The organism is Chryseobacterium ginsengisoli (assembly GCF_039542325.1).
In the GTDB taxonomy this organism is placed as follows: domain Bacteria; phylum Bacteroidota; class Bacteroidia; order Flavobacteriales; family Weeksellaceae; genus Chryseobacterium; species Chryseobacterium ginsengisoli.
The window spans coordinates 187,858-213,969 of the sequence record NZ_BAABHX010000004.1; the positions used below are offsets into that span (position 1 = coordinate 187,858).

The following is a 26,112-nucleotide window of genomic DNA, read 5'->3' on the forward strand; positions in this document are numbered from 1 at the left end:
TTTTTATATCTGTTTGAAGATCTCAATAAGGATATTGAAACACAAAGTTGAAATATGTCGAAAAGAACTTTGGGGAAATAATAAACTTAAAGATCTCGGATGTACAATTATTCCAAAATTAAATGAAAGTGATCTTTATATAATTAATGACGAACTTCAAACAGTTTACGAAGATTGTCAGATTATTTTGAAAAATATTAATGAAATAAGTTTAGTAACAAATTATTCTAAAAAGTTTGTAGAATTTAGAATTAATAATTTGCTAAAGTTCATTGAAATTGCCTTGAACAATAAAGAAAATTTAGGAATAAATATATCGTAGATGGATAATACAAACAAATATCTCTACTTAAAATATGATGGGGAAAATGTATATGAAATTGTACATAAAATTATGACCAAATATAAAACTCCATTGTTTGCAATAACGAAAATTAGAGAGATTTTCCCTTATATTTCTTTAATGGAAGCAAAGGAAATAGTAATTATTGCAACATCTGAACACAAAAGTTTGTATGATTATCAAGGAAGTTTACTTCCTGATCTTGAAGAATTGAATAAACTAATAAACGAAGCAGAAAACAAGAATAAAGATTAATAAAATACGCAACAGGAAGTTCTCGAAGCCACCAGTTTTTTATTTAACAATCACAAAATTCGTTAAAACGTTAAGAAAAACATTTATCTTTGCACCAATAAAATTATGACAATACAAAGAGCACATATCAGTTTAAATCTATGCGATCGCCCTGTACTAAAGGGGTCGTTTGGATATGAATGGATGATGTTGGATGAGGCGAAATGTGCTTGCTTTGAAAATTATTTACTGTAAACTCGTAAAAATTTAATCAAAATACTGCAGAAACGCCTCGATGATCGGGGCGTTTTTTGTGTTTTTAGAGCAGAAATTATTTAGAATGAAAAAAAATAACCATAAAAGTGAAAATTATTTAATCAGCAATGAACAATTAATAAGAAAATAAAGCGTGATAAGTAACCCAATGAGAGACAGTCATTTAGGTAATTAAGGCATCTGCAAAATATTGCGGACGGAAATTCTCTATCCTGAACTTTAAATATAATTAACTGATTTTCAAATAGTTGATTGAAAAATAAATTTGCGAGTTAAAAAATTTCATACTTACTTTGCAACCGAAAATTAAAAGCAACACGTTTTTAATCTTTTCAAAAAAACTTTTTTAAAACAAGAAAAATAAAATGAAACAATTTAATAACATATCTAATCCACATTCAAGATTACACGGACAAGAGCCGATGGGGCAAGGGTATGCTTGTATTATTCTTCTTGATAGTGAATTTGTGGATAAAAGGTGCTTATATAAATGGGTCAGCTAATAAACTGACACGTCAAAATATATAAAGCGCCTCCCGAAAAGAGGTGCTTTTTTTATGGTTTTATTTTAAAATTAAAACAATCTCATAGCTCAATTGGTTGGAGCATCGGTCTGATACGCCGAAGGTTGAAGGTTCGAGTCCTTCTGGGATTACAAAAAGTGAATAAGTCAATGGTGAGTTTAAAATTGACAAGCAAAGCAAATTGACTATTCACAATTCACATTTAACGGTTCCGTGGCTCAATTGGATAGAGCATGGGTTTTCTAAACCCAGGGTTACAGGTTCGAGTCCTGTCGGAATCACAAAAGGAGAGTAGGCAAATATTGGATTGTTGCGGCTTACTGCTAATGAGTTCTACGACAGTAGTGAAGGTTCGATTCCTTTGCTCTCCGCAAAAAAGGTCTATTGAGGTAATGGCTAACCTGCCTGACTGTCGCTCAGGAACTGCGAGTTCGATTCTCGCATAGACCGCAAAGATTCACGGAAAATTTCCAATCCGACTGTCTCTCGGAAAAGAATTTTGAAGTGAATCTGCAAAACTGGAAAGATAACGGTGGTTGTTTACCCGTCTTGGACGCGGGAGGTCGCAAGTTCGAATCTTGCTTTCCAGACAATTTGCTCCATTCGTCTAATGGTTTAGGACGGCTGCCTTTCGAGCAGTAGATAAGAGTTCGATTCTCTTATGGAGTACAAATGATTTCGTAGCTCAATGGGTTAGAGTATCGGTTTCATAAGCCGAAGGTTGAAGGTTCGAATCCTTCCGAAATTACAAAATGATTCTGTAGCTCAATGGTAGAGCGCTGGTCTGTTAAACCAGAAGTTGAAAGTTCGAATCTTTCCAGAATCGCCAATAACTAAATGTTAATTGTTTCAAAAGAGGAAAAGAAAAGGTTTGTCGAGAGCAGAAGATCTTTACGCCAAAAACACAATATGGACAGGCTTTTTCTTAACTCACTAGAGGCAGGATAATGAAAGTTTTAAACATAATATAAATTTTTAGGTAAAATAAAGTTTGTCACAGCGCAGAAGTTCTTATATCAAACAAAAAATTAAGACAGACTTTATTTTTTTAATGAAAATTTTAAAGAGAAAGAAATATCAATTATCATTTATTTCTTATCAATTATAAATAGAAAACGATGGTTCGCCGAAGTGGAAGAGTCGGGGCGGTCTGCAAAACCGTTGTGAAGACTGAGTGGGTTTGAATCCCATAACCATCTCAAATAACTAAAATGAGATTAGTTCCGAAGAAAAAGAAAAGTTTGTCGAGCGAAGAAGTTCTTACATCAAACTAAAAATAAAAGACAGGCTTTGTTTTTCTTCACAAAAAAGAAGTTAGATGCTAGAAATTAGAAGTTAGAATGAAAATCATTTATCTCTGATCAATTATCATCTATAAAAAAGGGAAGTACGCCGAAGTTGGAGAGTCGGGGCAGACTGTAAATCTGTTGCTTCACTGCTGAGTAGGTTCGAATCCTACTACTTCCACAAAACCGCTGATAATGTAATGGCAGCATGCAGGAAATGTACTCTTGTTGTTCAGGTTCGACTCCTGGTCAGTTGGTTAATTGCTCTATTCGTCTAACGGTTCAGGACGCCTGCCTTTCGAGCAGAAAACAAGGGTTCGATTCCCTTATAGAGTACTAGGTTTAAATGGAAAAGAGAAAAGTTTGTTGAGCGCAGAAGATCTTTACAAATATAACAGGCATAGTTTATAAATATAGACAGGCTTTTCTCAGACCTAATTTTTATAAATGATAAAAGATAAATTATAATTGATTAAAAAGCACTGATTTAAAATCATTTATCTCTCATCAATTATTATTTATAGAAAATCCGCGGGAATGGTGGAAATGGTAGACACACTTGATTTAGGCTCAAGATATTGAGGGTTCGACTCCCTTTTCCCGTACAAAAGCATAATTGATAAATCATCAATAATAAATGATAAAAGCAACAATGGTATTATTTATAACTTAACAATTATCATTTATAAAATTGGAAGAGTGGTGTAGAAGGTCTGCACGTTAGTCTGAAAAACTAAAGGTACAGGTTCAATTCCTGTCTGTTCCGCAAAATTGATTCATAGTGTAATTGGTCAGCACACAAGACTTTGACTCTTGTTGTTCAGGTTCGAGTCCTGATGAATCAACAGAAATTGCTTCGATAGTGTAATGGTAGCATCTCAGTCTCCAAAACTGATGGTATTGGTTCGAGTCCAGTTCGGAGTGCAAAACGGTGAATATTCAATCGTGAATTTTGTATCACAAGTGAATTAAAAAAAATTGATAAGCAAAGCGAATTGACTATTCACAATTATTATTAACAAATAAGTATTTAAACAAACATGTAGAAAAAATGGAAACGCAACAACAAACATGGCAAAATATGACTGGAAAAATTTTCCAACATTCTATCATACAGCTGGTAGAAGAAGCCATCATCCGCGAACAGGCAAATGGACACCGACTGAAAGTGTGTGTGGGTTCAGACTCCCACGTTTATGGTGATGCCATTAATTATGCTACGGCAGTTGTCTTTATTCGTGAGGGAAAAGGAGCGTTTACCTTTATCAGAAAAGAAAGAGAAATACAGAATATCAGTATCAAAGAGCGAATGTTGAACGAGGTCAACAAATCTGTAGAAATCGCCTATGCAATTTGCTCTATTCTGGAAACTTATGATGTGGAAATGGAGGTACACGCAGACATTAACACCGATCCGGATTTTAAATCCAACGTTGCTTTGAAAGATGCAATGGGATATATTCTGGGAATGGGATATGTGTTTAAAGCAAAACCTTACGCATTCGCAAGTTCAAATTGTGCTGATATGATGGTGTAAAATAGCGGGAAGTGGGATGTAGGAAGATGAAAGTTTTTTTTAATGCATATAAACTCCCTACATCCAGCTTTTAACTTCAATCCAAAAAAATAAATTATGAAAACAATTTTAATCATTAACGGAGAAAAATACTGGAAAGATTATTTTGCAGGATTTAATGTGGTTCAGAAGAAAGCTCAAATCTCAGAATTTATTGTAAAAGATGCTGAACTGTATGTTATTGATGCAGATGGAGTCTGCAAACCTGATGTTATTTTTTGGAGATTGGGAGCTGTAAATCCTGAAGCAAAACATAGAAATATTTTGGAATTGATTGAATATTCAGGAATTCCTTGTGTGAATTCAGCTTCAACTTTATTAATGGGATACGAAAGATTATCAATGTTAAATAGATTGAAAAGACTTGGATTACCTGTTATTGATTTTAATATAACAACCAATACAACTCAATTGAAAAATTTGGAAATGCAGTTTCCTTTCGTTGTTAAAGTTGGAAATCATCACGGTGGATACGGGAAAAGTTTGGTTTCGACCGAAGAACAATGGGAAGAGCTGAAAGATTTGCTGTTTATCCATCAGGATTATGTGACGACAGAGAAATTTATTAACTATAAATATGACATTCGTTATCTGGCTATAAATGATAAAGTTTGGGCAATGAAAAGAAAAGGCAAATATTGGAAAGCCAATTCTTTAACTCAGGAATATCAAATCATCGAGCCGGAAATAGAATGGATAGAAAAAGTAAAGCTGTTACAGGAAAATATAAAAGCAGATATTGTTGCTATTGATGTTCTGGAAACAGAAAACGGAGAAAAAGTGATTTTAGAATACAACGATATTCCCGGTCTTTCAGGGTTTCCTGAAGATGCAAAACTGGAATTGGCGAGTATTGTGAAAAGTAAATAGAAAAGCAATGGAAATAACAAAAAGATTACTGTTTCTGGACGATATAAGATATCCAATCGAGGCGTATCATTATAGCAAACAGGACATTTTCCTCAGAAAAGATTGGCATATTGTTCGAAATTATGAGCAGTTTGTCAACAGGATTTTGGAAAAAGGACTTCCGGAAATGATTTCTTTTGACCATGACCTTGCAGATGAACATTATTTAGAACCCAATTCTCAGGAGTTTGTTGAGAAAACGGGTTACGATTGTGCAAAATGGCTCGTAGAATATTGTATGGATAACTATTTGGACTTACCAAAATTCTATTGCCACTCCATGAATCCTGTTGGAAAGGAAAATATTGAGAGCCTTTTAAAGAATTTCAAAAACTATTAAAAATTTAAAAAAAATGATTTTCAAAACATATAACTCTATAGAAAATGCTTACCAAACCCGCGTGATCGATCAGATCAGGATGCAGGGTTTTGGAGATGAGGTTTTCATCGTGCAGGAAAAGGTTCACGGCGCTAATTTCTCTTTCTTTACCGATGGAAAGGAAATTAAGATTGCCAAAAGAACCGCTTTCATCGAAAAGGATGAAAAATTCTACAATGCACATCAGATTTTAGAACGTTACAGAAAAAACGTAATTAATGTCTTTGAAAAAGTGAAAACTATTTACCAGGATTTAGAAACCATTGTTATTTATGGTGAATTGTTCGGTGGTGGTTACAAGCACAAAGAAGTTGAGCCCGTAAAAAATGCGATAAAAGTTCAAAAAGGTGTTGAATATGCACCTTATAATGAATTTTATGCATTCGATATTAAGTTGAATGGTACTACTTATTTGGATGCCGATTTGGCCAACCAAATTTTCGAAGAAACCGGATTTTTCTATGCGAAAATCTTGTTTCAGGGAACTTTGGATGAGGCTTTGAAGTTCCCTAATGTTTTCGATTCTAAAATCCCGGCTTGGTTGGAATTACCGGAAATCGAGAATAATATGTGTGAAGGAACTATTATTAAAACTTTGAAAACCAAATATTTTGGAAACGGTTCAAGGGTCATTTTAAAAAATAAAAATGAAAAATGGGTCGAAAAATCTAAAATGGTTAGAAAAGACAAGCCGACTCAAAAAGAAGTTCATTTTGGTGAAAAGGCTCAGGAAATTTGGGAAGAAATCCAAAAATACGCAACTGTAAACAGGTTGAATAATGTTGTTAGCAAGATTGGTGAATTTGAACCCAAAATGATTGGAAAAGTTATTGGTCTTTTCTCACAGGATATTTTGGAAGATTTTGAAAAAGATTTCCCGAAAGTTTTCATAACTATAGAAAAAGACGAACAGAAAAGAATCAACAAAAAATTGAATTCTTTAGTCATTGATATTGTAAAAGAAGAGTTGATGACTCTTAAAGTTTAGTTTCGGTAATTTATTATCGAAACTTTTTTATGTATTTAACAAAACCATAAAATAATCGATTTAATATGCAGAAAGTTTGTCATTCTGACGAAGGAAGAATCTACTTTCGTAATATTAAAGTATATTCTTCACTCCACTTCGTTTCATTCAGAATAACACTGAGAATGATTAATTGTGGTAAAAAATAAAAAGAAATGTTACAGGCAGAAATAAAAAGTCTTTTAAGAGAAGACATAAGTATATTAATAAAAGTACCCAATTCAGGAAAACATTATTTGTGTGATTGCGGTGAAGCGAGTTTACTGACAGTGAAAGAAATACAGTCGATTTCAGCGCTATTCATCAGTCATACTCACATTGATCACTTTTCAAATTTTGATGGAATTTTCAGACATCAAATTGGAAGCGAAGAAAAAATTGTGATTTGCGGACCGAAAAATATTCATCAACAAATTGAAGCAAGGTTAAAATCTTACACTTGGAACTTAATTGATGAAAATGCGATTGAATATGAAATTCGTGAGATTGTTTCAAAAGAGCAAATATGGTTTACATCGAAACCTTTTACAAAGATGAAGATCAGGAATTTGCAAAGGTCAATTATCACAGTTTTGCATCTGCATCAGGAAAAATTATGAATGAATGTGAGGTGAAAGAAGCAATCCCTATTCACTTTTCAAGAAGATATGTCGAAAGTGATAAGTTGGAAATCGAAACAGCTTTTTATAAAGCATTTCGAGGAATTAATTAAAAATTTAAACAAGACAAAAAATGAAACCCAATATATTTTTTACAGCAGACCACCATTTTGGTCACGAAAATATTATAAAATTCTCCGAAAGACCTTTTGAGTCTTTGGAGCATATGAATGAAGAACTCATCAAAAGATGGAATGAAAGAATTGCAGATGGTGACACTGTTTACCATTTGGGCGATATGAGTTTAGGCAAACCAGATTTTACAAAAGAAATTTTGGATCGATTAAACGGAAATATTCATTTAATAAAAGGCAATCACGAAGGTGCAGCTTTGACATATCCTAAACGATTTGCCTCCATCAGAGATTATCACGAATTGAAAATTGATGAACCTGAAAACAGCAATGGCAAACAGAAAATCATTCTTTTTCATTACGCCATGAGAACCTGGAACGGTTCGCATCGAGGAGTTTGGCAACTCTACGGACATTCTCACGGAACATTATCCGATGATGAAATGGCTTTGAGTTTCGATGTCGGAGTAGATTGTCATAATTTCTACCCTGTTTCTTACGAAGAAGTGAAGGAAATCATGAAAAAGAAAAAATGGACTCCGCCATTTGCACCTAGAAATTAGAAATGCTCCCTTCGGGGAGTTTTTCTGAAATTATTTTTTATTGCGTAAATAGAGTGCGTACTGACTGTTTTAACTTTGCACAGCTTTAGCAACAATAGCAATTCTTCTTTAGGGTATTTCTTCCCGCTTCTCCAACGAAAAACCAAATGCAGATGAATGAAAAAATAGATAGAATAATAATAAAAATGAAAACAACTAATGAAATAATCATTATCGATTTGGAAGCCACATGTTGGGAAAACGATAAAATTCCCGCTGGTCAAAAAGTCGATATTATAGAAATAGGAATTTGCGAATTAAACAAAACAACACAAGCAATTTCCAGGAAACAAAGCATTTACGTCATTCCGGAAAGGTCTAAAATCAGTAAATTTTGTACCGACCTTACAGGAATTACTCCAAAATTAATCGAAGAAAAAGGAATTTATTTTGAAGAAGCTTGCGAAAAAATTAGAGATGAATACAATTCAACTTCTCTTACTTGGGCAGGTTTTGGAAATTTTGATAAAGAGCAGATCATGGAACAATGTGATTATCTCGGTATCGAAAATCCTTTTTCTGAAAATTATCTTAACATTATGCATCAGTTCAAAGCTTATAATGGACTTTACAAAATGATGGGTTTAAAAAGAGCTCTTCATGCTATGAATATGGATTTTGAAGGAAATCATCACAGCGGAGCAGACGATGCTTACAATGCTGCCAGAATTTTAAGAGAGATTTTGCAGTAAATTTTTAACAATAAACAATTTAAAAAAGTGAAAACAACAGATAATATATTAATTATAGACCTCGAAGCCACGTGTTGGAATGACCGACCGCCGAGAGGTCAGGAAAGTGAAATTATAGAAATCGGAGTTTGTATTATGGATGCAAAAACCGGTAAGATTTCACAGAATGAGGGAATTTTAGTAAAACCTCAATTTTCAAAAGTAAGTCCGTTTTGCACGGAACTGACTTCCATTACGCAACAAATGCTTGATGATGAAGGCATTTTGTTGGAGGATGCATTAGATATTCTTAGAGCAGAATATGATTCTGAAGACCTGACTTGGGCAAGTTACGGGAACTACGATTTGAATATGCTTCAAAATCAGGCAAGAAGATTCAATGTCGATTATCCTTTGAGTGATGATCATATCAATGTGAAAACGTTATTCGGAGAATTGCATCCGACCGTTCGCAAAAGTGTAGGAATGGCAAGAGCTTTAGGCGAACTTAATTTCAAGCTTGAAGGTACCCATCACAGAGGTATTGATGATGCCAAGAATATTGCGAAAATTTTGTATTGGTGTTTGAAGCAATACTAAATGTAACAATTTAACCATATAAAAATGAACAATGATTCCCTTTTTAGAGGGAATTTTTTATTTCTTCTCCAACCAATCTTCATAAGAAAGCACACCTAGCTCAGGTTTTCCATTACCTTCCAAAATCGAAATGAATTCCAGTTGATTTCCATCCGGATCATTAAAATAAATCGCCAAAGCAGGCATCCAAGCAAAAACCATTGGTTTTTCAATTCCGTCATTCAGGAAATTGTAAGGCTTTAAATTTTTATTGTTTAAAAACTTAACGGAATAATTCAGAATATCTTCTTTGTCAGCTGTAAAAGCAAAATGTCTTGTCTGCAAATTTTCCTTTTGCTCCCACAAACCAAGCATGGATTCTTTATTTTCTCCAATCCATAAAAATGCAATTCTCCGACTTTCTTCTTTATGAGCGAATTCCAATCCTAAAATTTCAGTGTAAAATTGAATCGCATTTTCCAAGTTGCTTACCTGAACATGAGTTTCGTATAATCCTTTAATCATAGCTTTAATTTTAATTAACGCAAAGCTAGAAAACGGATTTCCAAAAACTTCAAATTAGCAATTCCTTTATGTAAAATGAATAATAGATTTTTTCTTTTGTTTGATGGTTATTTGTTGATAGCTGTTTGTTCAACAAGGTGTTTGTCATTCAGAGCGGAACGAAGTGGAGCGTGGAATCTCAATGATTAAAAAACAGTCTAGATTCCTAAGGAAAGACAAACTTTGTGGAAAAATATTTCGCCTAAAAAATTTACTTTCATTTACACAACAAAATTTTTGTCGCAGATAAAATCCTTGCGCCTTAAAATGTATTAATAATAAAAAATAGTGCCTTTACGAGTACCAACGATCAAAAAAATGAAAACTTTTTTACAAAAAATTATACTACGCAAAAACAATGCGCAATATCATCCTTACTTTGCATTAGAAATCAGAGAGGAAGTGATGATCTTCCAAATGTTTAACAAAAAACAGTAACCATGAAATTTAATTTTTTAAGAAAAGAGAATAAAGTAGTAATGAACTACGAAGGTGCAAAAGCTTATACAATGACGCCTGCAGAAGAACTATATAGTGCTGTTGTTACAACAGGATTATCAAATACAACCTATGAAAAGGGAAATGACAGATTGGCGAGAATACAGTCTCTGATTCAGAAAAATGATCCGGAATTCGTAGCAAAATTGGCGGTTTATGCAAGAAAAGATATGTATTTGCGTTCAATTCCATTGGTTTTGACGACCGAATTGGCGAAACAAACTTCAGGTACAGACTTGGTGAGCAAAACGGTTGACGGCGTTATCCAAAGAGCAGACGAAATCACAGAATTATTGGCGTATTACCAATTAGCAAACGAAAGAACAGATTTGAAAAAATTGAACAAACTTTCAAAACAAATCCAAAAAGGTTTGGTAAAATCTTTCAATAAATTTGATGAATATCAATTCGCAAAATATAACAGAAAAGCGGAAGTGACTTTGAAAGATGCCTTGTTCTTGGTTCACCCAAAAGCAAAAGATGAAAATCAACAGGCAATTTTCAATAAAATCGTCAACGATACGTTGGAAACTCCATATACTTGGGAAGTTGAACTTTCGGTTTTAGGTCAAACAAAATTTGCAGACGAGGCAGAAAGAAAATCAGCTTTCAAAAACAAATGGGAAGAACTGATTTTCAGTAACAAACTGGGTTATATGGCAACGTTGAGAAACTTACGAAATATTCTGGAAGCCAACGTTTCTTCAGACGCAATGTACAAAGTGTGCAACTATTTGTCGGATGAAAGAGCAGTGAGAAACTCAAAACAATTGCCATTCAGATTTCTATCGGCGTACAGAGAATTGAAAAATATTGATTCAAAGTATACCTCATCAATCCTGGAAGCATTGGAAGATGCAGTGATGGTGAGTGCAAAAAATATCAAAGGTTTTGGTTTCGATACTTCGGTGTTAATTGCGGCAGACGTTTCAGCTTCGATGCAACAGCCGGTTTCTCCGAAATCTAAAGTATTGTTGTACGATATTGGACTTTTGATGTCGATGATGCTGCAGTCACAGTGTAAAAATGTGATTTCGGGTATGTTCGGTGACATTTGGAAAAGAGTTTCAATGCCTAAAAACGGTATCCTGAGAAACGTAGATGCTTTCTACAAAAGAGAAGGTGAAGTGGGTTATTCTACAAATGGTTATTTGGTGATCGAAGATCTATTAAACAGACGTGAAAAAGTGGATAAAGTAATGTTATTCACCGATACTCAGCTTTGGGATAGCAATGGTGGCAGAAATTCTTTTGAAAATTCATGGAATCAATACAAAAGTTTCAACCCAAATGCAAAATTGTATATTTTTGATTTGGCAGGTTACGGAAAACAACCGTTGGATGTCAGAAAAAATGATGTATATCTTATCGCAGGTTGGTCAGACAAAATTTTCGATGTATTGAATGCTTTGGAAGACCGAAAGTCTGCCGTAGAAATGATTAAAAAAGTAGTGCTGTAAAAGGCACTGCTTTTAAAATAAAAACTAATAACCAATTTTTTAGGAGCTTAATCTGCTTTCCACTATATTTTTTTTTCAAATCGTTTAAAAAAGAGATCTTGCTATAATGGACTAAGAAAGTGCAATGTTTTAATAACGTTAGTTTGTCATTCAGAACGAAATGTAATGAAGTGAAGAATCTATTTTGAGATTGCTTCGTCGCTTCGCTCCTCGCAATGACATGAAAAAATATTGCTTTAAGGCAAAACGAAAAATTTATTTTAATTCAAAATATAAATCATGGGAAATATTTTCTACAGAATTGAAGAAGACATGAAAGCAGGAAGAAAGAAAAAAGCATGTGACAGATTGAGAAATCTGATCAATGTATTTCCAGATGATATTTCGTTGAGAGAAAAATTAGGACAGATTTACTATGATTCAGGATTTTTGGATGAAGCCGGAAAATTTTGGATTTTGTCTGAATCGAAAAATTCAGAAATGAAAAAAGCTGTTGAGCTTTACAAAAATTCATTAGGTAATTCGGGAAATGCTATTTTAAAAGATATCGTTTTTCGTGGAGATAAAAATAAACTTTCGAATCACGCAAAAGATATTTTGAAAGAATTAGAATCGGATAGTTTGAAGAAAGTAAAAAGAGTTCCTGATTTTAAAAGAAAGCAAAGAGAAAAAGGAAATTATACAGAATCTAAAGATAGCTTTTTGAATACAGTGAAATTTTGCTTAGTGATTGGAGGTGTAATTTTATTTCCGATTTTAGGATTTGTAAAATTATTTGAATTAATAGCTTCATTATTTTAAAATAATTCTAACTGCGTAAAAAGAATGCGTACTAACACGATAATTTTGCTTCAACAAAAAACAATAACCATGAAAAATTATAAAAAATGTCTTAAAGAAGCACTGTATTGAGGTTAAATACTCAATACTTATGAAAAAATTGAAGTCATTAAGACAAGTTTTTGGAATCAATGAATACGGATTAATTGATTTTCCGAAGAAAATTTCAAATGTCCAGGTTTCCAGAATTTTATATGGAGACGATTTGGGATGCTCTTATTGTTTTCCACACGGCTATGAAACAATTAATTCAAAAGAAATGAAGTTTCAGAGAAATTGGAAAAAATACAGAAAAACCCAATGGAAAACTTAAAAAGTAAGTGTCGTAGAATAGAGTTACTTCGGGGGGCAGCAATACAGGTTCGAATCCTGTTTCCTATTTTGGAATGGCGTAATGGTATCGCTCTGTCGATAAGTCTCTGTTTGATTTTTACCTTACTTAACATAATCGATGTCGTAAAAAAGAGTTCCTTCGACTTTCACTTGAACTAAAGCTCTTTTATAAATTACTCGGTTTTCTTTAAAATAATATTTAAACATAAAAAATCAAGTGTCGTCATAGAATCATACTTCGATATTTAATCTTTGGGTCGCGGGTTCGAATCCCGCCTTTTCTTAGGGGAAAGTAGCTCAGTTGGTAGAGCAAAAGCACTGAAAGATTCTATAATTTTTACCTTGATTTAAAAAATAAAAAGTGCCGTAGAAAAGGCTTACTTCGATTAAAATTTAGACCTCAAAATCTATACAAAAGTGCAATTTCCGTAAGAATAGTAAGGAATGGGTGCATGTCTGTCTTTTCGCCTTTTACCTTTTTTTAATTTAAAAACAAAAATATATCAAGTGTCGTAGTATAGAAATTCTTCGATTCCAGACTTAAGATACAGGTTCGAATCCTGTCTGTGAAAACAGTCGTCTAATGGTAGGACATAAGAGTAAGTGTCTGTACGAAATTTACCTTGATAAAAATAAAGAGTGCCGTTAGAGAAAACTTACTTCGGTTAATCTTATGATGTTGGTTCGACTCCAGAATAAATCTGAAAATGATTTATATAAAGAGTTTTCTCGTCTTTTGCCTCTTTTTTATAAAAATTTATTGCCAATAAGTGTCGTAGAGAAGGGTTCCTTCGTAAATATAACGGTCCTAAGGTAGCGTAATTCGGGTGACCGAACTAGCGAGGTTGGGTTGAAAACCAACTGGGCAAAAGTTTTCGTAAGAAAACGTAAGTCTCTCGTAGATGTAGAATTGCCGGCTCACTGCCCAAAACGGGTAAGAGCGGCGCTCATAAAAGTGAGCAAACTCCTTTTCGCCTGTTGCCTTATTTGCATTAAAATATAAACAAGTGTCGTAGAATAGTGTTACTTCGCTCATTACGACGGGGTCGCGGGTTCGAGTCCCGCCTTTTCCACAAATAAAACACAAGATCTAAATAGGAAAAGTAGCTCAGTTGGTTAGAGCACGACAATACGCTTTTTGGTTGTTGCCTTGTTTTTAAAATATAAAGTGTCGTAGAGAAAAGTTACTTCGTCATCATCTGAAGGGGAGGAATAATGAAGTCAGCTACTCTGGCAAGATTATCCGGTTCGACTCCGGCGTTACGTTGCCCCGCTTCTTTTCTCGATTTTTACCTTTAAAAAAATCCGCTGAACTTTGCTTCAACGGATTTTTATTTATAAACTAAATTATCTAAAATTAATTTTTAGATGTTATTTTTTCATATTCTTCTTCAAAAGTTCTTTTCCATTTTGCAATGGTTGTTCTGCTTATTTTATACTTTTTAGACATATAATTGGTAGAAAGACCATGTTTCTGTTGATATTGAAGAAGTTTGATCATAGTTTTTTTATCATAAGTTTTTAGCTTTTGATTATTTCTCAGGCTTTCTTTTGATGATTTAAAAACCAATTCATTAAAATTCAAAATATCCTCCGTAGTTTTCAAATTCTTTAAAAGATGTTGAATTTTAGGATCTTCTAATTTTTCAGGATCCTTTTCTTTCAGCATATCCTGGTAAATTCTTGTATAATTTGGGCGCATTCGATTCTTCATTTAGATTTTTTGAAGCCAGCGATGCAGTGTACTTTTCGGAATAGAATATTCCTGAATAATTTCACTGTGTGTCATTTCGCCGGATTGTATTTTTTCGATAATAAAATCTTTAATTTCCTGAGTGTAAATGTTTTTTCGGAAATAAGGAATTTTGTCTGACTTCGGATTTTTGTTTTTATCTACAGCAGATGGAGGAGAATACAAAATTAAATGAGAACTGTAAATTCTGAAAAAATCATACTCCAATAATTTTGAACATCTTAGAAGGAGATCCGTGTCTATTGATTTACTTTCATAAATTTTTTCAACTGCTTCTTCCTCTTTTTTCAAAAAACTGCAGACTCTTTCCATACTCATTTCAAGCTCCAGAACTCTTTCTTTGATAAATTTCCCTATATGTATTTCTTTATATAACATGTTATTGATAAATCTTAGGTGTTCATAAAACAATTTGCATGCAAAACACAACAAAAATGTATATTATTTTTATTAAAATTAAAATTTGGCTCTAAAAAGTTTTCTTGAGGTTGTAAAGTGTAAATAATAGACTACAGAATCACGCTTTGAAATCTTTTCGTCAAAACTACCATTTTTTATGATAATTAATGATCAGGATTCTGTTATTTATTTAATATGTACATAAAGAATTTTTGCATTTTATTTTTCATTTTGCCAATGCTTTCAGTAGATCATTCTTTTTGTCTCTCTCCATTTTGCTCAGTAAAACTCATATTCCCAACTTTTATATTTAAGTATGAATAATATATTTTATCTGTTAAAATTATTTCATGCAGTTTCTCTTTATATAATTTTTAATTGTTGCTAATCATCTGTTGAAAATTACACAGAAAATAGCTCATTTGTTTAATTTCAAATATAGAAAAAATACAAAACAAACCAAAAAAATAAATTAAAATATTTCATTAAAATCAAATTTTTGTTAAAAATGATTTTAAATAATCAATATATGGTGAAAAATATGTGGTATCTTGGTTTTAATGCTGAAAATTTTTAACACACGTATTTGTGAAAATTTCATAGTCTGAATTGATGAAAATTGTTTGTAAGAAATCTTGTGCATACCTTTGCAAGGCATGAAAAATACGCTCACTTTATTCGACTTTTCTCAGAAAATAAATTATAAAAACGAACTTTTAGCAGGATTCACCGTTGCCATGACCATGATTCCTGAATCATTGTCGTTCGCAATTCTTGCAGGACTTTCTCCTTTAACGGGTTTGTACGCAGCTTTTATGATGGGATTAGTTACTGCAATTTTAGGTGGTCGCCCCGGAATGGTTTCCGGTGGAGCAGGAGCAACAATTGTCGTTTTGATTGCTTTAATTAAAACTCACGGCGTTGAATATCTTTTCGCAACAGTGGTTTTAGCAGGCGTTTTTCAATTATTAGTCGGAGTTTTCAAGCTTGGAAAATTCGTGAGATTAATTCCTCAACCCGTAATGTACGGATTTTTAAATGGTTTGGCTGTCATTATTTTTATGGCGCAGGTTGAACAATTCAAAGTTACAGACGCGAATGGAGTTGTCGGTTGGTTGCAAGGTACATCTTTATATATAATGAGTGGTTTAACAATTCTTACGATTGGAATTGTTTATTTCTTTCCAAAAATCACAAAAGTTGTTCCGGCTTCTTTGGTTGCTATTTTAATTGTTTTTGCAGTAGTTTTAGGATTCAATATTAATACAAAAACGGTTGCAGATATTGCTCATATAAGTGGAAGTTTACCCAATTTTCACATTCCCGAATTGCCTTTTTCGTTGGAAACTCTGAAAATTATTTTTCCTTATGCCTTAATTATGGCAGGAGTTGGCTTGATTGAATCTTTATTAACATTATCTATGGTCGACGAAATCACCAATTCAAAAGGAAATACGAATAAAGAATCAATTGCTCAAGGTTTGGCAAATATTACCAATGGATTTTTCGGTGGAATGGGTGGTTGTGCGATGGTTGCACAGACTTTGGTAAATTTAAATGCCGGTTCTAGAGCCAGACTTTCAGGAATTATAGCATCTATTACGATTTTAATTATCATTCTAGTTGGAGCACCATTTATCGAAAAAATTCCGATGGCTGCGTTGGTTGGTGTAATGATGATGGTTGCAATCAGTACATTTCAATGGGTTTCGATTCGAATTGTCAATAAAATGCCGAAGTCTGATATTTTTGTCGGAATGACGGTGGCTTTAATTACCATTGTTCTTCATAATTTGGCGTTGGCAGTTTTGGTTGGAGTCATTATTTCAGCTTTGGTTTTTGCATGGGACAATGCGAAAAGAATTCGTTCGAAAAAGTATATTGATGAAAATGGAATTAAATATTACGAAATTTCAGGACCTTTATTTTTCGGTTCAGTGACAACTTTTACGGATAAATTTGATCCCACAAATGATCCTGAACAAGTCATTATCGATTTTAAAGAAAGCAGGATTGTCGATATGAGCGCGATTGATGCATTAGACAAATTATCCAAAAGATATGCTCAGCAAAATAAAAAATTACATTTAAAACATCTAAGTGAAGACTGTCGAAAAATGTTGAAAAATGCCGAAGCAGTAATAGAAGTTAATATTCAGGACGATCCAACATATAAAGTGATGCCTGAAAAGTAGGAGAGTAGGAGCGTTTTGGAATTTAATGGGCTGGAAGTTGGATGATGGAAGTTTAAAATATTAAGCAAACATCTGTGGAAATCCGTGAAATCTGTGGGAAAATAAAAAATCCGCAAGAGAAAAAAGAAAACTTAAAGAGAAAAAATTCACAACTCACCATTGACAATTAACCCCAATAAACCAAACAAGGACTGCAAAATAAATTTACAGCCCTCGTTTTTTAGGTTACTAATGTATTTGCAATGAAATCGGGTACCAAAGAATAGTGCGATAATTTCATGCTGATCGAAGCTCTGCCGCTTGTCAACGTTCTCAGATCAGAAATATATCCGAAAGTAGAAGCCAAAGGAACTTCTGCCGTAAAGATTTTTCTTCCTGATTTTTCATCAATCGAAGTGATGATTCCTCTTCGTTTGTTGATATCGGCCGTCACAGCTCCAGTATATTCTTCAATACTTTGAATTTCAACCTGCATAATTGGTTCTAATAATTTCGGCTTACAACTTTTTGCAATTGCTCTAAAACCATCTCTTGCAGCCACTTCAAAATCATAAGCTTTGGAATCTTCCGAGTGCGTCGATCCATCCAAAAGCGTCACTTTCATACTTTCCAAAGGATTTCCGCTCAAAGCTCCGTTTTCCATCGCCTCTCTGAAACCTTTCTCAACAGATGGAATAAATTCACTCGGAATAGCACCGCCTTTAATTTGGTTAATGAATTCCAGACCGATTTCATTGTCTTCACGAGGTCCGATTTCAAAAGTGATATCGGCAAATTGTCCGCTTCCACCGTTTTGTTTGGAAAGTTTCTCTCTGTGTCTTTTGGTTTCGGTTAAAATTTCTCGGTATGAAACTTTCGGTTTTCCTTGATTGATTTCAATTCCATGATTCAATCGGATCTTTTCTAAAGTCACTTCAAGATGCAATTCTCCCAAACCGCTCAACAAAGTTTCGCCTGTTTGTTTGTCTCTTTCGACAACCAACGACGGATCTTCTTCCTGAATTTTCGCTAAAACCAAACCGAAAGATTTTTCATCAGCATTCGTTTTCGGTTCAATCGAAACTCGGATAACCGGAGCAGGAATGGTGATGGATTCAAGTAAAACAGCTCGTTCAATGGATGATAAAGAATCGCCTGTTTTCGCATCTTTTATTCCTGTTAAAGCAACGATGTCGCCTGCTTTTCCTTCTTCAATCGTTAACGTTTTGTCCGACTGCATCTGCAAAATTCTAGAAATCCTGAAACTTTCGCCAGTTCTCACATTCAAAACTGTATCTCCGGATTTTATGTTTCCTGAATAAATTCTAAGCATTGCCAGCTTGCCCATGTGTTTATCAATCACAACTTTGAAAACCAATCCCGAAAAAGTTTCTTCTTCATTTCTTTCAAGCTCGATTGTTTCTTCCGTTTTCGCATCTTTTCCATTGATAGAAGGCAATTGATTCGGAGCGGGAAGATAATCTATAATCGCATCAAGCAACGGCTGAACTCCTTTATTTTTAAAAGCAGAACCACATAAAACAGGAACCAAACTTCTTGACTGGCAAGTTCTTTTTATGGCTTCAAGAATCATTTCTTCAGAAATCTGGATTTCAGAATTCATGAATGTTTCAAAGAAAGCTTCGTCAAATTCAGCTAATGTTTCCATTAATTTCATTCTCCACTCATTGGTTTCTAAGTGATAATTTTCAGGAATTTCTTTTTCAATAATCGTTTCTCCATTTTCATCGATCCAGTACAATGCTTTTTGTTTGATTAAATCGATAATACCTTCAAAATTGTTTTCAGAACCGATCGGAATTTGCAAAGCCAAAGGAACAGCATCCAGTTTTGTTCGGATTTCATTTAAAACAGCAAAGAAATCTGCTCCGATTCTATCCATTTTGTTGATGAAACAGATTTTTGAAATTCCATGTTTTTCGGCTTGAAACCAAACATTTTCCGTTTGTGGCTGAACTCCCGAAGAAGCACAGAAAACTGCGACAACGCTGTCCAAAACTCGTAAAGAACGTTCAACTTCCACCGCAAAATCAATGTGTCCCGGAGTATCAATGATGTTGATATTGAAAACGTTATCATCTTTTTTCCATTGTGTAGAAATTGCAGCAGATGAAATGGTAATTCCCCGGTTTTTCTCCTGAATGTCTTTATCCATCGTGGTGTTTCCATCGTCTACGTTTCCTATTTTATGGATCATTCCGGTGTAATAAAGCAATCTTTCCGTGAGTGTAGTTTTTCCGGCATCGACGTGTGCTATTATCCCTATATTTCGTGTGTTGTATTTCATTTTGTTTAATTTAAATTGTTGATTTTTAAGGTTGTATTTAAAATTTTAAGCACAAAAATTCCATGATCTTACATTCTGTTTCAGTAAGAAATTCAATTTTATTTTCGTTAAAAATTTTTGACAACTTTTTCGAATGTAAAAGCTGAAAAGTAGGGTAGCAAAAAAGACCTATCTGAACAGATAGGCCTTCGTTATATTTTTGTTTTTATAAAGGTCGATCTTTATTCAGATAAATATTTAGTGCTACCAAAGTACACAGCTCTGATAGGATTGCTTAAAGTTATAATATTTATCATTTTTGTTGACATTGTTGATTGTTAATCGGTTGCGAAATTAGAAAAAATATTTAAACAACAAAAACTTTTTTTAATTTTTTTGCAAACAGCAAAAAGTGATGAATTTTTTTAATAGATAAAAAAAATAAAATTCAAATTACGGGAAATCATAAAAATATCTTAAAACATCAAACTACATTTACACATTAATTTAAAAATTTTATCTTTGGGTAGAATTGAAAATTTAAAACATATTTTGATGATGAATAACTTAGTAATAATTAAACATCTTTTTCAGGAAATAAGCTAAATAAAACTTTAACTAAACCATTTTGAAAACAGATATTGACATCCACAATCACTCACATTTTTCTTTTGATTTGTGGCTTACTTTAATAAAATCTCACCCTGAATTTAAAGCAAAAAGAGTTGAGCTGTTCTCCTCATTTTTTGATGTAAAAAAACCGATTGATGAAGTTGCGAAAGTCGTAAAATATTATGATGATCTGTGTAATTCTATCAATGAGGTAATTGGAGAGAATGTAGACACTTTTGAAATTTATTTATTGATTTTACATTCTTTGGAAGTAGATTTAAAACAATTAGATAAAGAGAAATTAAATACGTTTTACCAAAAAAGCGAAGACTTGTTTCTGGAATATCAACCTGTTGTGATTTTCGAAAATTTGCATCAGTTTTTTGATGAAATTAAAAATCATGGAAAGACGATCAATATTTTGAGTAATACAGGATTTATCAAAGGAAAAACGATGAGAAAATTCCTGATCAATCAAAACCTTGATCAATATATCGATTTTCATATTTATTCTGATGAAATTAATTGTTCAAAACCGAATCCTCAGATATTTCAGGAAGTGAAAAATTTAATTAAAAATCAGGATTTAGATTTAAAACAGATTTTACACATTGGTGACAATCCGATTGCTGATTATAAAGGCGCAATGGATTTTGGTTTCAACGCACACTTACTTAACACAAAATATAATTTATGAACAAAAGGTACAGCTTACACCACATTCATTCGGCGGATGAGTTTACTTTTTCACCCGCAGAATACAGTTATTTCAAGTATGGCGATAAGTCGTATGCTGAGAAATTTGCCAAAGAATTATTCGAAGGATTTATTTCCGAACATGCAGGTATTTTAAATACAGATAAAGAAATTGTGGTATTGCCGAGTCCTTACATGGCGATTCCGACGGCTTCTAATTTTTTATGTTTTTATTTTAAGAAATATTTGGATTTTTATTTATTTCAAAAAGGAAAAAAATCAAGTATTTTATCGAAAATCAACAGAAATCACACGTATACGACCGATTATGGTAATTTAAATTTCGAAGATCGTAAAAATTTGATTGCCAATGATACTTATTATCTTGATAAAGATTTTCTTAGAGGAAAACTTTGTATTTTTATAGATGATATTAAGATCACAGGAAGTCATGAATTTACAGTGAATAAAATCCTGGATGAATACAATGTAGAAGCAGATTTTTTATTCATGTATTATGCTGAACTGATGAATTTTGAGCTTGATCCTAAAATTGAAAACTATTTTAATTATTACGCGGTAAAAAATGTAGAACATATCGCAGATGTAATGGTAAAGCCTAGTTTTCAGTTCAATACAAGGATCGTGAAATATATTTTAGGCTTAGATTCAAGTAATTTTGAGTATCTTACGTCTAAAGTAACAAAGGAACATATGGATAATTTGCTGGAACTGGCAATCAGCAACAATTATCATTTAATAAAAGAATACGAAAACAATATAAACACTTTAACGCAAACCGAACTATATTATGGCTATTAACTTACAAAAAGGACAGAGAGAAAATATAAATGCACCTAAATTTACGGTAGGTTTAGGATGGGATACCAACAATACATCTACTGGAACAGGATTTGACTTAGATGCGTCTTTATTTTTATTGGGCGAGAACAAAAAGTTAGTTTCTGATAATCATTTTATTTTTTACAATAATCTTGAATCTCCGGATAAAGCAGTTATTCACTCTGGTGATAACTTGACGGGTGACGGAAACGGAGATGATGAGCAGATTAAAATCGATTTAACTAAAATTGATGACGCTGTAAAGGAAATCACTGTTGTGGTGACTATTCACGATGCAGATGCAAGAAGACAAAACTTCGGACAGGTGAGAAATTCTTTCATCAGAATTTTCAATACAGATACGAATGAAGAAATCTTAAAATACGAATTAGACGAAGATTTCTCTATCGAAACTGCAGTCGAATTCGGAAGAATCTACAACAGAAACGGAGAATGGAAATTCGAAGCAGTTGGAGCAGGACAGAGAGACGGTCTTGAAAAATTTGTATCAATTTATCAATAATTTACCATGGATAATCAAGAAAATCAACCGATTGATCCACTTGGATCTATTGAACCTTTAAAAACATTTGAACCAACTCCAATGGCTCCGCCACCGAGTATGGCAGCTCCAAGTACTCCTCCTGCACCGCTTGTGGACAGAGACGGAAATGTAAATCTTACCCAATTACAAGTAGAAGAGCGTAAAAAATACGAAGTTCTTGCAGATTCTATTGATGAAACAAATCCGGGATCAATCGTAAACTTTGGAGCAGATCTTCAGAGAACGTTATCAAATCAGAGTGATAGTTTCTTAGGAAATGTAAGAAGATCAAATTCTGGTGAAGTAGGTGAATTGATTAATAATTTATTGGTCGAACTGAATTATGTAGATGTTGAGGAATTAAATCAAAATAAATTCAAAAGTTTTTTAAGCAAATTGCCTTTTATGAAAGGGGTGATGACGCAGATTGAGAATTTATTTGCTAAATATGATAAGATCGTTAATAATATCGATCAGATCGCTTATAAAGTAAACGCAGGAATCATCACTTCTACGAAAGATAATGCTGTTCTTCAGACGATTTTTGAAAGCAATGTAAATGCAATCAAACAAATAGAAGAATTGGTCATTGTCGGAAATCTGAGAATGGAAAAAGCAGGTGCAGAATTAGCAGAAATGGAAGCTGCTCCACAGAATTTTCAGGATTATCAGATTGCGGATAAGAGAGATTTTATCGCAAGATTAGACAGAAGGTTGGCGGATCTTAAAGTGGTTCGTTTAATCATGATGCAGTCGCTACCGCAGATTAGATTGGTTCAGAATAACAACGTTTCGATCGCTGAAAAAGCACAAACCATTTTGACAACGACGTTGCCACTTTGGAAAAATCAGCTTTCATTGGCAGTTGCGATGTACAGACAACAGCAAAGTATTGAAATTCAGCAAAAAGTTTCGGCTACAACAGAAGAAATTTTGAGAAAAAATGCAGAACGTTTAGGTCAGAATTCTGTAAATGTTGCAAGAGCAAACGAACAGACTATCGTTTCTGTTGATGTTTTGAGAGAAACAACGGCGAAATTAATCAGTACATTAAACGAAGTGAAGCAAATTCAAAAACAAGGTGCAGAAGGAAGAAGAAAATTGGATCAGGATTTGATGACTTTGGAACACGAATTAAAAGCAAACGTAAGAGGATAATAATTAGGATAAAAGGTGAATGATGATGCTGTAAACATACTATCTCAAAGCAAAAGAAGGTTAACGAAACTTAAGCTTCTTGCGAATTTTTTTGAAAATGTTGATATAATTTCGATCTACATTAAGACGGATATTATTCATAATCTTTTTCAGGAAAATAAGGGATTGGATTACAGTAAACTCGAGCTTTTTCACCTTCAGTTCACCGACAGTCTCATTGAACTTTTAACTAAAATTAAAAGACAAAAGGAAAATGATATGTTGGCGGTGCTTAATGAAATTGATGTCAATAGTAAATACATTTCCGGATTTGAAGAAAAGCGTGTAGACGGTTTTGAAACGGATCGGAAAATGTACAGCGGTATTTTTTCAAATCAATTGAAAAATCTGTACAATGATTTAACGGAAGACAAATTCCGGTTGAATTGGGACAATGTTTTGTATTTCTATAAAAAATATGCAACAGAGTTTTACAGATCGAATGTTGATGAAGAATTATTGAAATCCGGAGCTTTTCCAGCGTACCAATATCAGGATTATCTGATAGAGAGAAAATTGTTGGGAAGGCTTAATATTCAGGGTTTTAAGGTTCGTTTTGTTTGCGGTTATGTAATTTCCGGAAATGAATATGAATTGTTTAAGATTTTTCAGTCCGATGATCAGTTTATTTTTGATCTTGAAGGCAAGAAAATGTATTTAATTGATCCGAAAAAATTGGAAAAACTAGATACAATGCCCAATGAATCGAATCAGGGAACGATTATTAATCAACTGAAAAAGAAAAATGAACACCTGGAAGAAACAATGAACGAAAGGAAGAAAATATTACCGGAACAAGTGATCAATGTGTTGAAAGATTACATTAAAAATCTCGAAAACACGGATATCATGAGCAAAATGTTTGACATTAATGAAGAAACCAATATTCTTCGTGCAATGCTTAATTTAAATTTGAATAATAATTAAAAAAGCAAAGAAGGTTTTAAAACAATCTTTTTTCGCCAAAACAAAATAATAATATAAACATAAAAAGATGGCTATTAACTTACAAAAAGGTCAGAGAATTAACCTTACGAAGGAAAACGGAACGACTCTTTCACAAGCTTGTGTGGGAATCAACTGGGGAGCAATTGAGAAAAAAGGATTTTTCGGTGGAGTTACAAGAGAAGCAGTAGACTTGGACGGAAGCTGTATTTTATATGATTCAAACAAAAACGCAACTGAAATAATTTACTTCGGAAACTTAAAATCTAAAAACGGTGCGGTAAGACACAGCGGTGATGATTTAACAGGTGACGTCAATGGAAACGACGGTCTTGACAACGAGGTGATTACTATAGATTTCAGCAACTTGGAATCAAATGTAGAACATGTTGCTTTGGTTTTAAATAGCTACAAAGGTCAGGATTTCGGAACAATTCCTTTCGCTTCAATCAGAATTTACGAAGGAACTCCGACAAATGTAAGAGAAGTTTTCGCTAAATATGATATTGCAAATGATGCATCTTTTAAAGGTCACGTTGCAATGGTGATGGGAGTTTTCTATAAGAGAAACGGAGAATGGAAATTCAACGCCATTGGAGATCCGACTGCAGATAGAAAATTACAGGAAACGATTGAGACTGTAAAGCAAAAGTATTTGTAAGGATTATAAATCATAAGAATAATAAATTAGCAATAATTGTACTTTGTACAGCTATTGCTTTTATCGTATAATAAGCACAATAAAAAGTGGACAAACATCAAAGTATTATAGATCTTCATCCCGGTTTGGTTTGGGGATTTGCGATAACTGTAGTTATCATGTTACTTCTGGATTTAGGAGTTTTCAATAAAAAAAGCCATGAGGTTTCCTCCAAAGAAGCTACGATCTGGTCGATTGTCTGGATCTCGCTTTCAATGATCTTTTCAGGAGTTGTGTATTGGGTTTTCAACACAGACGGAAGTCCGGAAAGTCATGCATTAGCAGTGGAAAAATTTACGCAATATCAAGCTGCTTATTGGGTTGAAAAAGCTTTGTCTGTAGACAATCTATTTGTATTCATTTTGGTTTTCGGATTTTTCAAAGTTCCGAAATATCTTCACCATAAAGTTCTTTTCTGGGGAATTATCGGAGCGTTGATTTTCAGGGCGATTTTCATTTTTGCAGGTGTAGGACTAATTAATCTTACTTATTTACCTGAAATGAATATCTTCGGACAAGCTGTTCAGATTAATATTGTCATGGTTCTTTTCGGTCTGTTTCTCGTTTACGCGGGAATCAAATCTTGGGGAGACGGTGGAGATGACGATGATGAAGACTATAGCAATACAGCAGGAGCAAGATTGATCAAAAGATTCTGGAAAGTTTCTGATAATTATGTTGGAGATAAATTTTTCACCATTCAGAACGGGATTAAAATGGCGACTCCACTTTTGGTAGTTGTTGCTGTAATTGAATTTACTGACGTACTTTTCGCGGTAGATTCTATTCCTGCAATCTTCGCAATTTCAGATGATCCGTTTATTCTTTATACATCGAATATTTTTGCGATTTTAGGACTTAGATCTTTGTATTTCCTATTGGCGAACTTTATTCACATGTTTAGCAAATTACCTTACGGATTGGCGGTTATTTTGTCTTTCATTGGAGTGAAAATGCTGATTGCACCGTGGATTCACATTTCATCACCGCTTTCATTAGGAATTGTGGGTGGAGTTTTAGTGATCTCGGTACTTTTATCCATTATTTTCCCTGATAAAAAAGAGGAAGATAAAATTGAAGAATAATATCAATTACAATAAAAATAGAAAGGCTTTACAGATTGTAGAG

25 protein-coding genes and 14 tRNA genes are annotated in these 26,112 nt (G+C 33.4%); 35 read left to right on the top strand and 4 right to left on the bottom strand.

The annotated features are described in order from the left end of the window. The first annotated feature begins 34 nt into the window (after window positions 1–34). The 24 genes from ABD940_RS14100 to ABD940_RS14215 all read left to right on the top strand — a co-directional run bounded on the left by ABD940_RS14100 (window position 35) and on the right by ABD940_RS14215 (window position 9,160). Window positions 35–322, top strand: coding sequence for a hypothetical protein (locus ABD940_RS14100; RefSeq protein ID WP_345205155.1), 288 nt, complete (start codon window positions 35–37; stop codon window positions 320–322). Continuing rightward, window positions 323–598, top strand: coding sequence for a hypothetical protein (locus tag ABD940_RS14105; protein ID WP_345205157.1), 276 nt, complete (start codon window positions 323–325; stop codon window positions 596–598). 836 nt (window positions 599–1,434) lie between these two features. Then, a tRNA-Ile gene (locus ABD940_RS14110) sits at window positions 1,435–1,508 on the top strand. 76 nt (window positions 1,509–1,584) lie between these two features. Next, a tRNA-Arg gene (locus ABD940_RS14115) sits at window positions 1,585–1,658 on the top strand. Between the two features lie 97 nt (window positions 1,659–1,755). After that, window positions 1,756–1,827: transfer RNA gene (locus tag ABD940_RS14120), tRNA-Asp, on the top strand. A 68-nt stretch (window positions 1,828–1,895) separates the two neighbouring features. Next, window positions 1,896–1,967: transfer RNA gene (locus tag ABD940_RS14125), tRNA-Pro, on the top strand. Between the two features lie 6 nt (window positions 1,968–1,973). After that, window positions 1,974–2,046, top strand: a tRNA-Glu gene (locus ABD940_RS14130). A gap of 5 nt (window positions 2,047–2,051) precedes the next feature. Next, a tRNA-Met gene (locus ABD940_RS14135) sits at window positions 2,052–2,125 on the top strand. A 6-nt stretch (window positions 2,126–2,131) separates the two neighbouring features. Then, window positions 2,132–2,206, top strand: a tRNA-Asn gene (locus ABD940_RS14140). A 288-nt stretch (window positions 2,207–2,494) separates the two neighbouring features. Further along, a tRNA-Cys gene (locus ABD940_RS14145) sits at window positions 2,495–2,576 on the top strand. Between the two features lie 184 nt (window positions 2,577–2,760). Beyond that, window positions 2,761–2,844: transfer RNA gene (locus ABD940_RS14150), tRNA-Tyr, on the top strand. Window positions 2,845–2,926: 82 nt separating this feature from the next. Further along, a tRNA-Glu gene (locus tag ABD940_RS14155) sits at window positions 2,927–2,999 on the top strand. A gap of 195 nt (window positions 3,000–3,194) precedes the next feature. Further along, window positions 3,195–3,268 (top strand) — tRNA-Leu (locus ABD940_RS14160). 88 nt (window positions 3,269–3,356) lie between these two features. Next, window positions 3,357–3,429, top strand: a tRNA-Phe gene (locus tag ABD940_RS14165). Window positions 3,430–3,435: 6 nt separating this feature from the next. Continuing rightward, a tRNA-Gln gene (locus ABD940_RS14170) sits at window positions 3,436–3,508 on the top strand. A gap of 8 nt (window positions 3,509–3,516) precedes the next feature. Next, window positions 3,517–3,587: transfer RNA gene (locus ABD940_RS14175), tRNA-Trp, on the top strand. 127 nt (window positions 3,588–3,714) lie between these two features. After that, window positions 3,715–4,200, top strand: a complete 486-nt coding sequence (locus tag ABD940_RS14180) for a ribonuclease H-like YkuK family protein (RefSeq protein WP_259108854.1) — start codon at window positions 3,715–3,717, stop codon at window positions 4,198–4,200. A gap of 96 nt (window positions 4,201–4,296) precedes the next feature. Further along, entirely contained in the window at window positions 4,297–5,109 is an 813-nt protein-coding gene (locus tag ABD940_RS14185) for an ATP-grasp domain-containing protein (protein WP_345205165.1), read from the top strand. A gap of 7 nt (window positions 5,110–5,116) precedes the next feature. Continuing rightward, window positions 5,117–5,488, top strand: a complete 372-nt coding sequence (locus ABD940_RS14190) for a cyclic-phosphate processing receiver domain-containing protein (RefSeq protein ID WP_345205167.1) — start codon at window positions 5,117–5,119, stop codon at window positions 5,486–5,488. Between the two features lie 13 nt (window positions 5,489–5,501). After that, window positions 5,502–6,515, top strand: coding sequence for an RNA ligase, Rnl2 family (locus tag ABD940_RS14195; RefSeq protein WP_345205170.1), 1,014 nt, complete (start codon window positions 5,502–5,504; stop codon window positions 6,513–6,515). A gap of 194 nt (window positions 6,516–6,709) precedes the next feature. Beyond that, entirely contained in the window at window positions 6,710–7,153 is a 444-nt protein-coding gene (locus tag ABD940_RS14200) for an MBL fold metallo-hydrolase (protein WP_345205173.1), read from the top strand. Between the two features lie 133 nt (window positions 7,154–7,286). Continuing rightward, complete coding sequence (locus ABD940_RS14205) at window positions 7,287–7,850, top strand: metallophosphoesterase family protein (RefSeq protein ID WP_345205175.1); 564 nt, start codon at window positions 7,287–7,289, stop codon at window positions 7,848–7,850. A 185-nt stretch (window positions 7,851–8,035) separates the two neighbouring features. After that, a complete protein-coding gene (locus ABD940_RS14210; RefSeq protein ID WP_345205178.1) occupies window positions 8,036–8,581 on the top strand; it encodes a 3'-5' exonuclease in 546 nt (181 codons plus the stop codon). A gap of 27 nt (window positions 8,582–8,608) precedes the next feature. Continuing rightward, window positions 8,609–9,160, top strand: a complete 552-nt coding sequence (locus tag ABD940_RS14215; RefSeq protein ID WP_345205180.1) for a 3'-5' exonuclease — start codon at window positions 8,609–8,611, stop codon at window positions 9,158–9,160. Window positions 9,161–9,217: 57 nt separating this feature from the next. Here the strand turns inward: ABD940_RS14215 and ABD940_RS14220 are convergent, their stop codons facing one another. Then, window positions 9,218–9,664 carry a VOC family protein gene (locus ABD940_RS14220; protein WP_345205183.1) on the bottom strand — a complete coding sequence of 149 codons (447 nt, stop codon included), beginning with the start codon at window positions 9,662–9,664 and terminating at the stop codon, window positions 9,218–9,220. 479 nt (window positions 9,665–10,143) lie between these two features. Here ABD940_RS14220 and ABD940_RS14225 point away from each other — a divergent pair, with 479 nt between their 5' ends. The 3 genes from ABD940_RS14225 to ABD940_RS14235 all read left to right on the top strand — a co-directional run bounded on the left by ABD940_RS14225 (window position 10,144) and on the right by ABD940_RS14235 (window position 12,814). Beyond that, window positions 10,144–11,661: a TROVE domain-containing protein gene (locus ABD940_RS14225; RefSeq protein ID WP_345205185.1), complete on the top strand. Its 1,518-nt coding sequence runs from the start codon at window positions 10,144–10,146 to the stop codon at window positions 11,659–11,661. Between the two features lie 279 nt (window positions 11,662–11,940). Further along, window positions 11,941–12,462 carry a DUF6584 family protein gene (locus ABD940_RS14230; protein ID WP_345205187.1) on the top strand — a complete coding sequence of 174 codons (522 nt, stop codon included), beginning with the start codon at window positions 11,941–11,943 and terminating at the stop codon, window positions 12,460–12,462. Window positions 12,463–12,592: 130 nt separating this feature from the next. After that, window positions 12,593–12,814 (top strand): phosphate ABC transporter substrate-binding protein, encoded by a 222-nt coding sequence (locus ABD940_RS14235; RefSeq protein WP_345205189.1) that lies wholly within the window; start codon window positions 12,593–12,595, stop codon window positions 12,812–12,814. A gap of 1,377 nt (window positions 12,815–14,191) precedes the next feature. Here ABD940_RS14235 and ABD940_RS14240 read toward each other — a convergent pair. After that, window positions 14,192–14,548 (bottom strand): helix-turn-helix domain-containing protein, encoded by a 357-nt coding sequence (locus tag ABD940_RS14240; RefSeq protein ID WP_345205191.1) that lies wholly within the window; start codon window positions 14,546–14,548, stop codon window positions 14,192–14,194. Then, window positions 14,549–14,965 (bottom strand): transposase, encoded by a 417-nt coding sequence (locus ABD940_RS14245; protein ID WP_345205194.1) that lies wholly within the window; start codon window positions 14,963–14,965, stop codon window positions 14,549–14,551. A 677-nt stretch (window positions 14,966–15,642) separates the two neighbouring features. Between ABD940_RS14245 and ABD940_RS14250 the strand changes: the two genes are divergently transcribed. Continuing rightward, window positions 15,643–17,181, top strand: a complete 1,539-nt coding sequence (locus tag ABD940_RS14250; protein ID WP_345205196.1) for a SulP family inorganic anion transporter — start codon at window positions 15,643–15,645, stop codon at window positions 17,179–17,181. Window positions 17,182–17,401: 220 nt separating this feature from the next. On the opposite strand, the gene fusA is transcribed toward ABD940_RS14250, so the two are convergent. Next, window positions 17,402–19,468 (bottom strand): elongation factor G, encoded by a 2,067-nt coding sequence (gene fusA / locus ABD940_RS14255; RefSeq protein ID WP_345205198.1) that lies wholly within the window; start codon window positions 19,466–19,468, stop codon window positions 17,402–17,404. Window positions 19,469–20,075: 607 nt separating this feature from the next. Between fusA and ABD940_RS14260 the strand changes: the two genes are divergently transcribed. The 7 genes from ABD940_RS14260 to ABD940_RS14290 all read left to right on the top strand — a co-directional run bounded on the left by ABD940_RS14260 (window position 20,076) and on the right by ABD940_RS14290 (window position 26,069). After that, complete coding sequence (locus ABD940_RS14260; RefSeq protein ID WP_345205200.1) at window positions 20,076–20,756, top strand: HAD family hydrolase; 681 nt, start codon at window positions 20,076–20,078, stop codon at window positions 20,754–20,756. Further along, entirely contained in the window at window positions 20,753–21,577 is an 825-nt protein-coding gene (locus ABD940_RS14265; RefSeq protein ID WP_345205202.1) for a phosphoribosyltransferase family protein, read from the top strand. Before ABD940_RS14260 ends, ABD940_RS14265 begins: the two co-directional genes overlap by 4 nt. Beyond that, entirely contained in the window at window positions 21,567–22,121 is a 555-nt protein-coding gene (locus tag ABD940_RS14270; RefSeq protein ID WP_345205205.1) for a TerD family protein, read from the top strand. The genes ABD940_RS14265 and ABD940_RS14270 overlap by 11 nt, the downstream gene beginning before the upstream one ends. A gap of 6 nt (window positions 22,122–22,127) precedes the next feature. After that, on the top strand, window positions 22,128–23,300 hold the full coding sequence (locus ABD940_RS14275; protein WP_345205207.1) for a toxic anion resistance protein: 1,173 nt from the start codon (window positions 22,128–22,130) through the stop codon (window positions 23,298–23,300). A 15-nt stretch (window positions 23,301–23,315) separates the two neighbouring features. After that, a complete protein-coding gene (locus ABD940_RS14280; protein WP_345205210.1) occupies window positions 23,316–24,266 on the top strand; it encodes a hypothetical protein in 951 nt (316 codons plus the stop codon). A 67-nt stretch (window positions 24,267–24,333) separates the two neighbouring features. Further along, the gene (locus ABD940_RS14285; RefSeq protein ID WP_345205213.1) at window positions 24,334–24,945 is read left to right on the top strand and encodes a TerD family protein; all 612 of its coding nucleotides are present in this window, start codon (window positions 24,334–24,336) and stop codon (window positions 24,943–24,945) included. A gap of 86 nt (window positions 24,946–25,031) precedes the next feature. After that, the gene (locus tag ABD940_RS14290) at window positions 25,032–26,069 is read left to right on the top strand and encodes a TerC/Alx family metal homeostasis membrane protein (RefSeq protein WP_345205215.1); all 1,038 of its coding nucleotides are present in this window, start codon (window positions 25,032–25,034) and stop codon (window positions 26,067–26,069) included. Window positions 26,070–26,112: the final 43 nt, after the last annotated feature.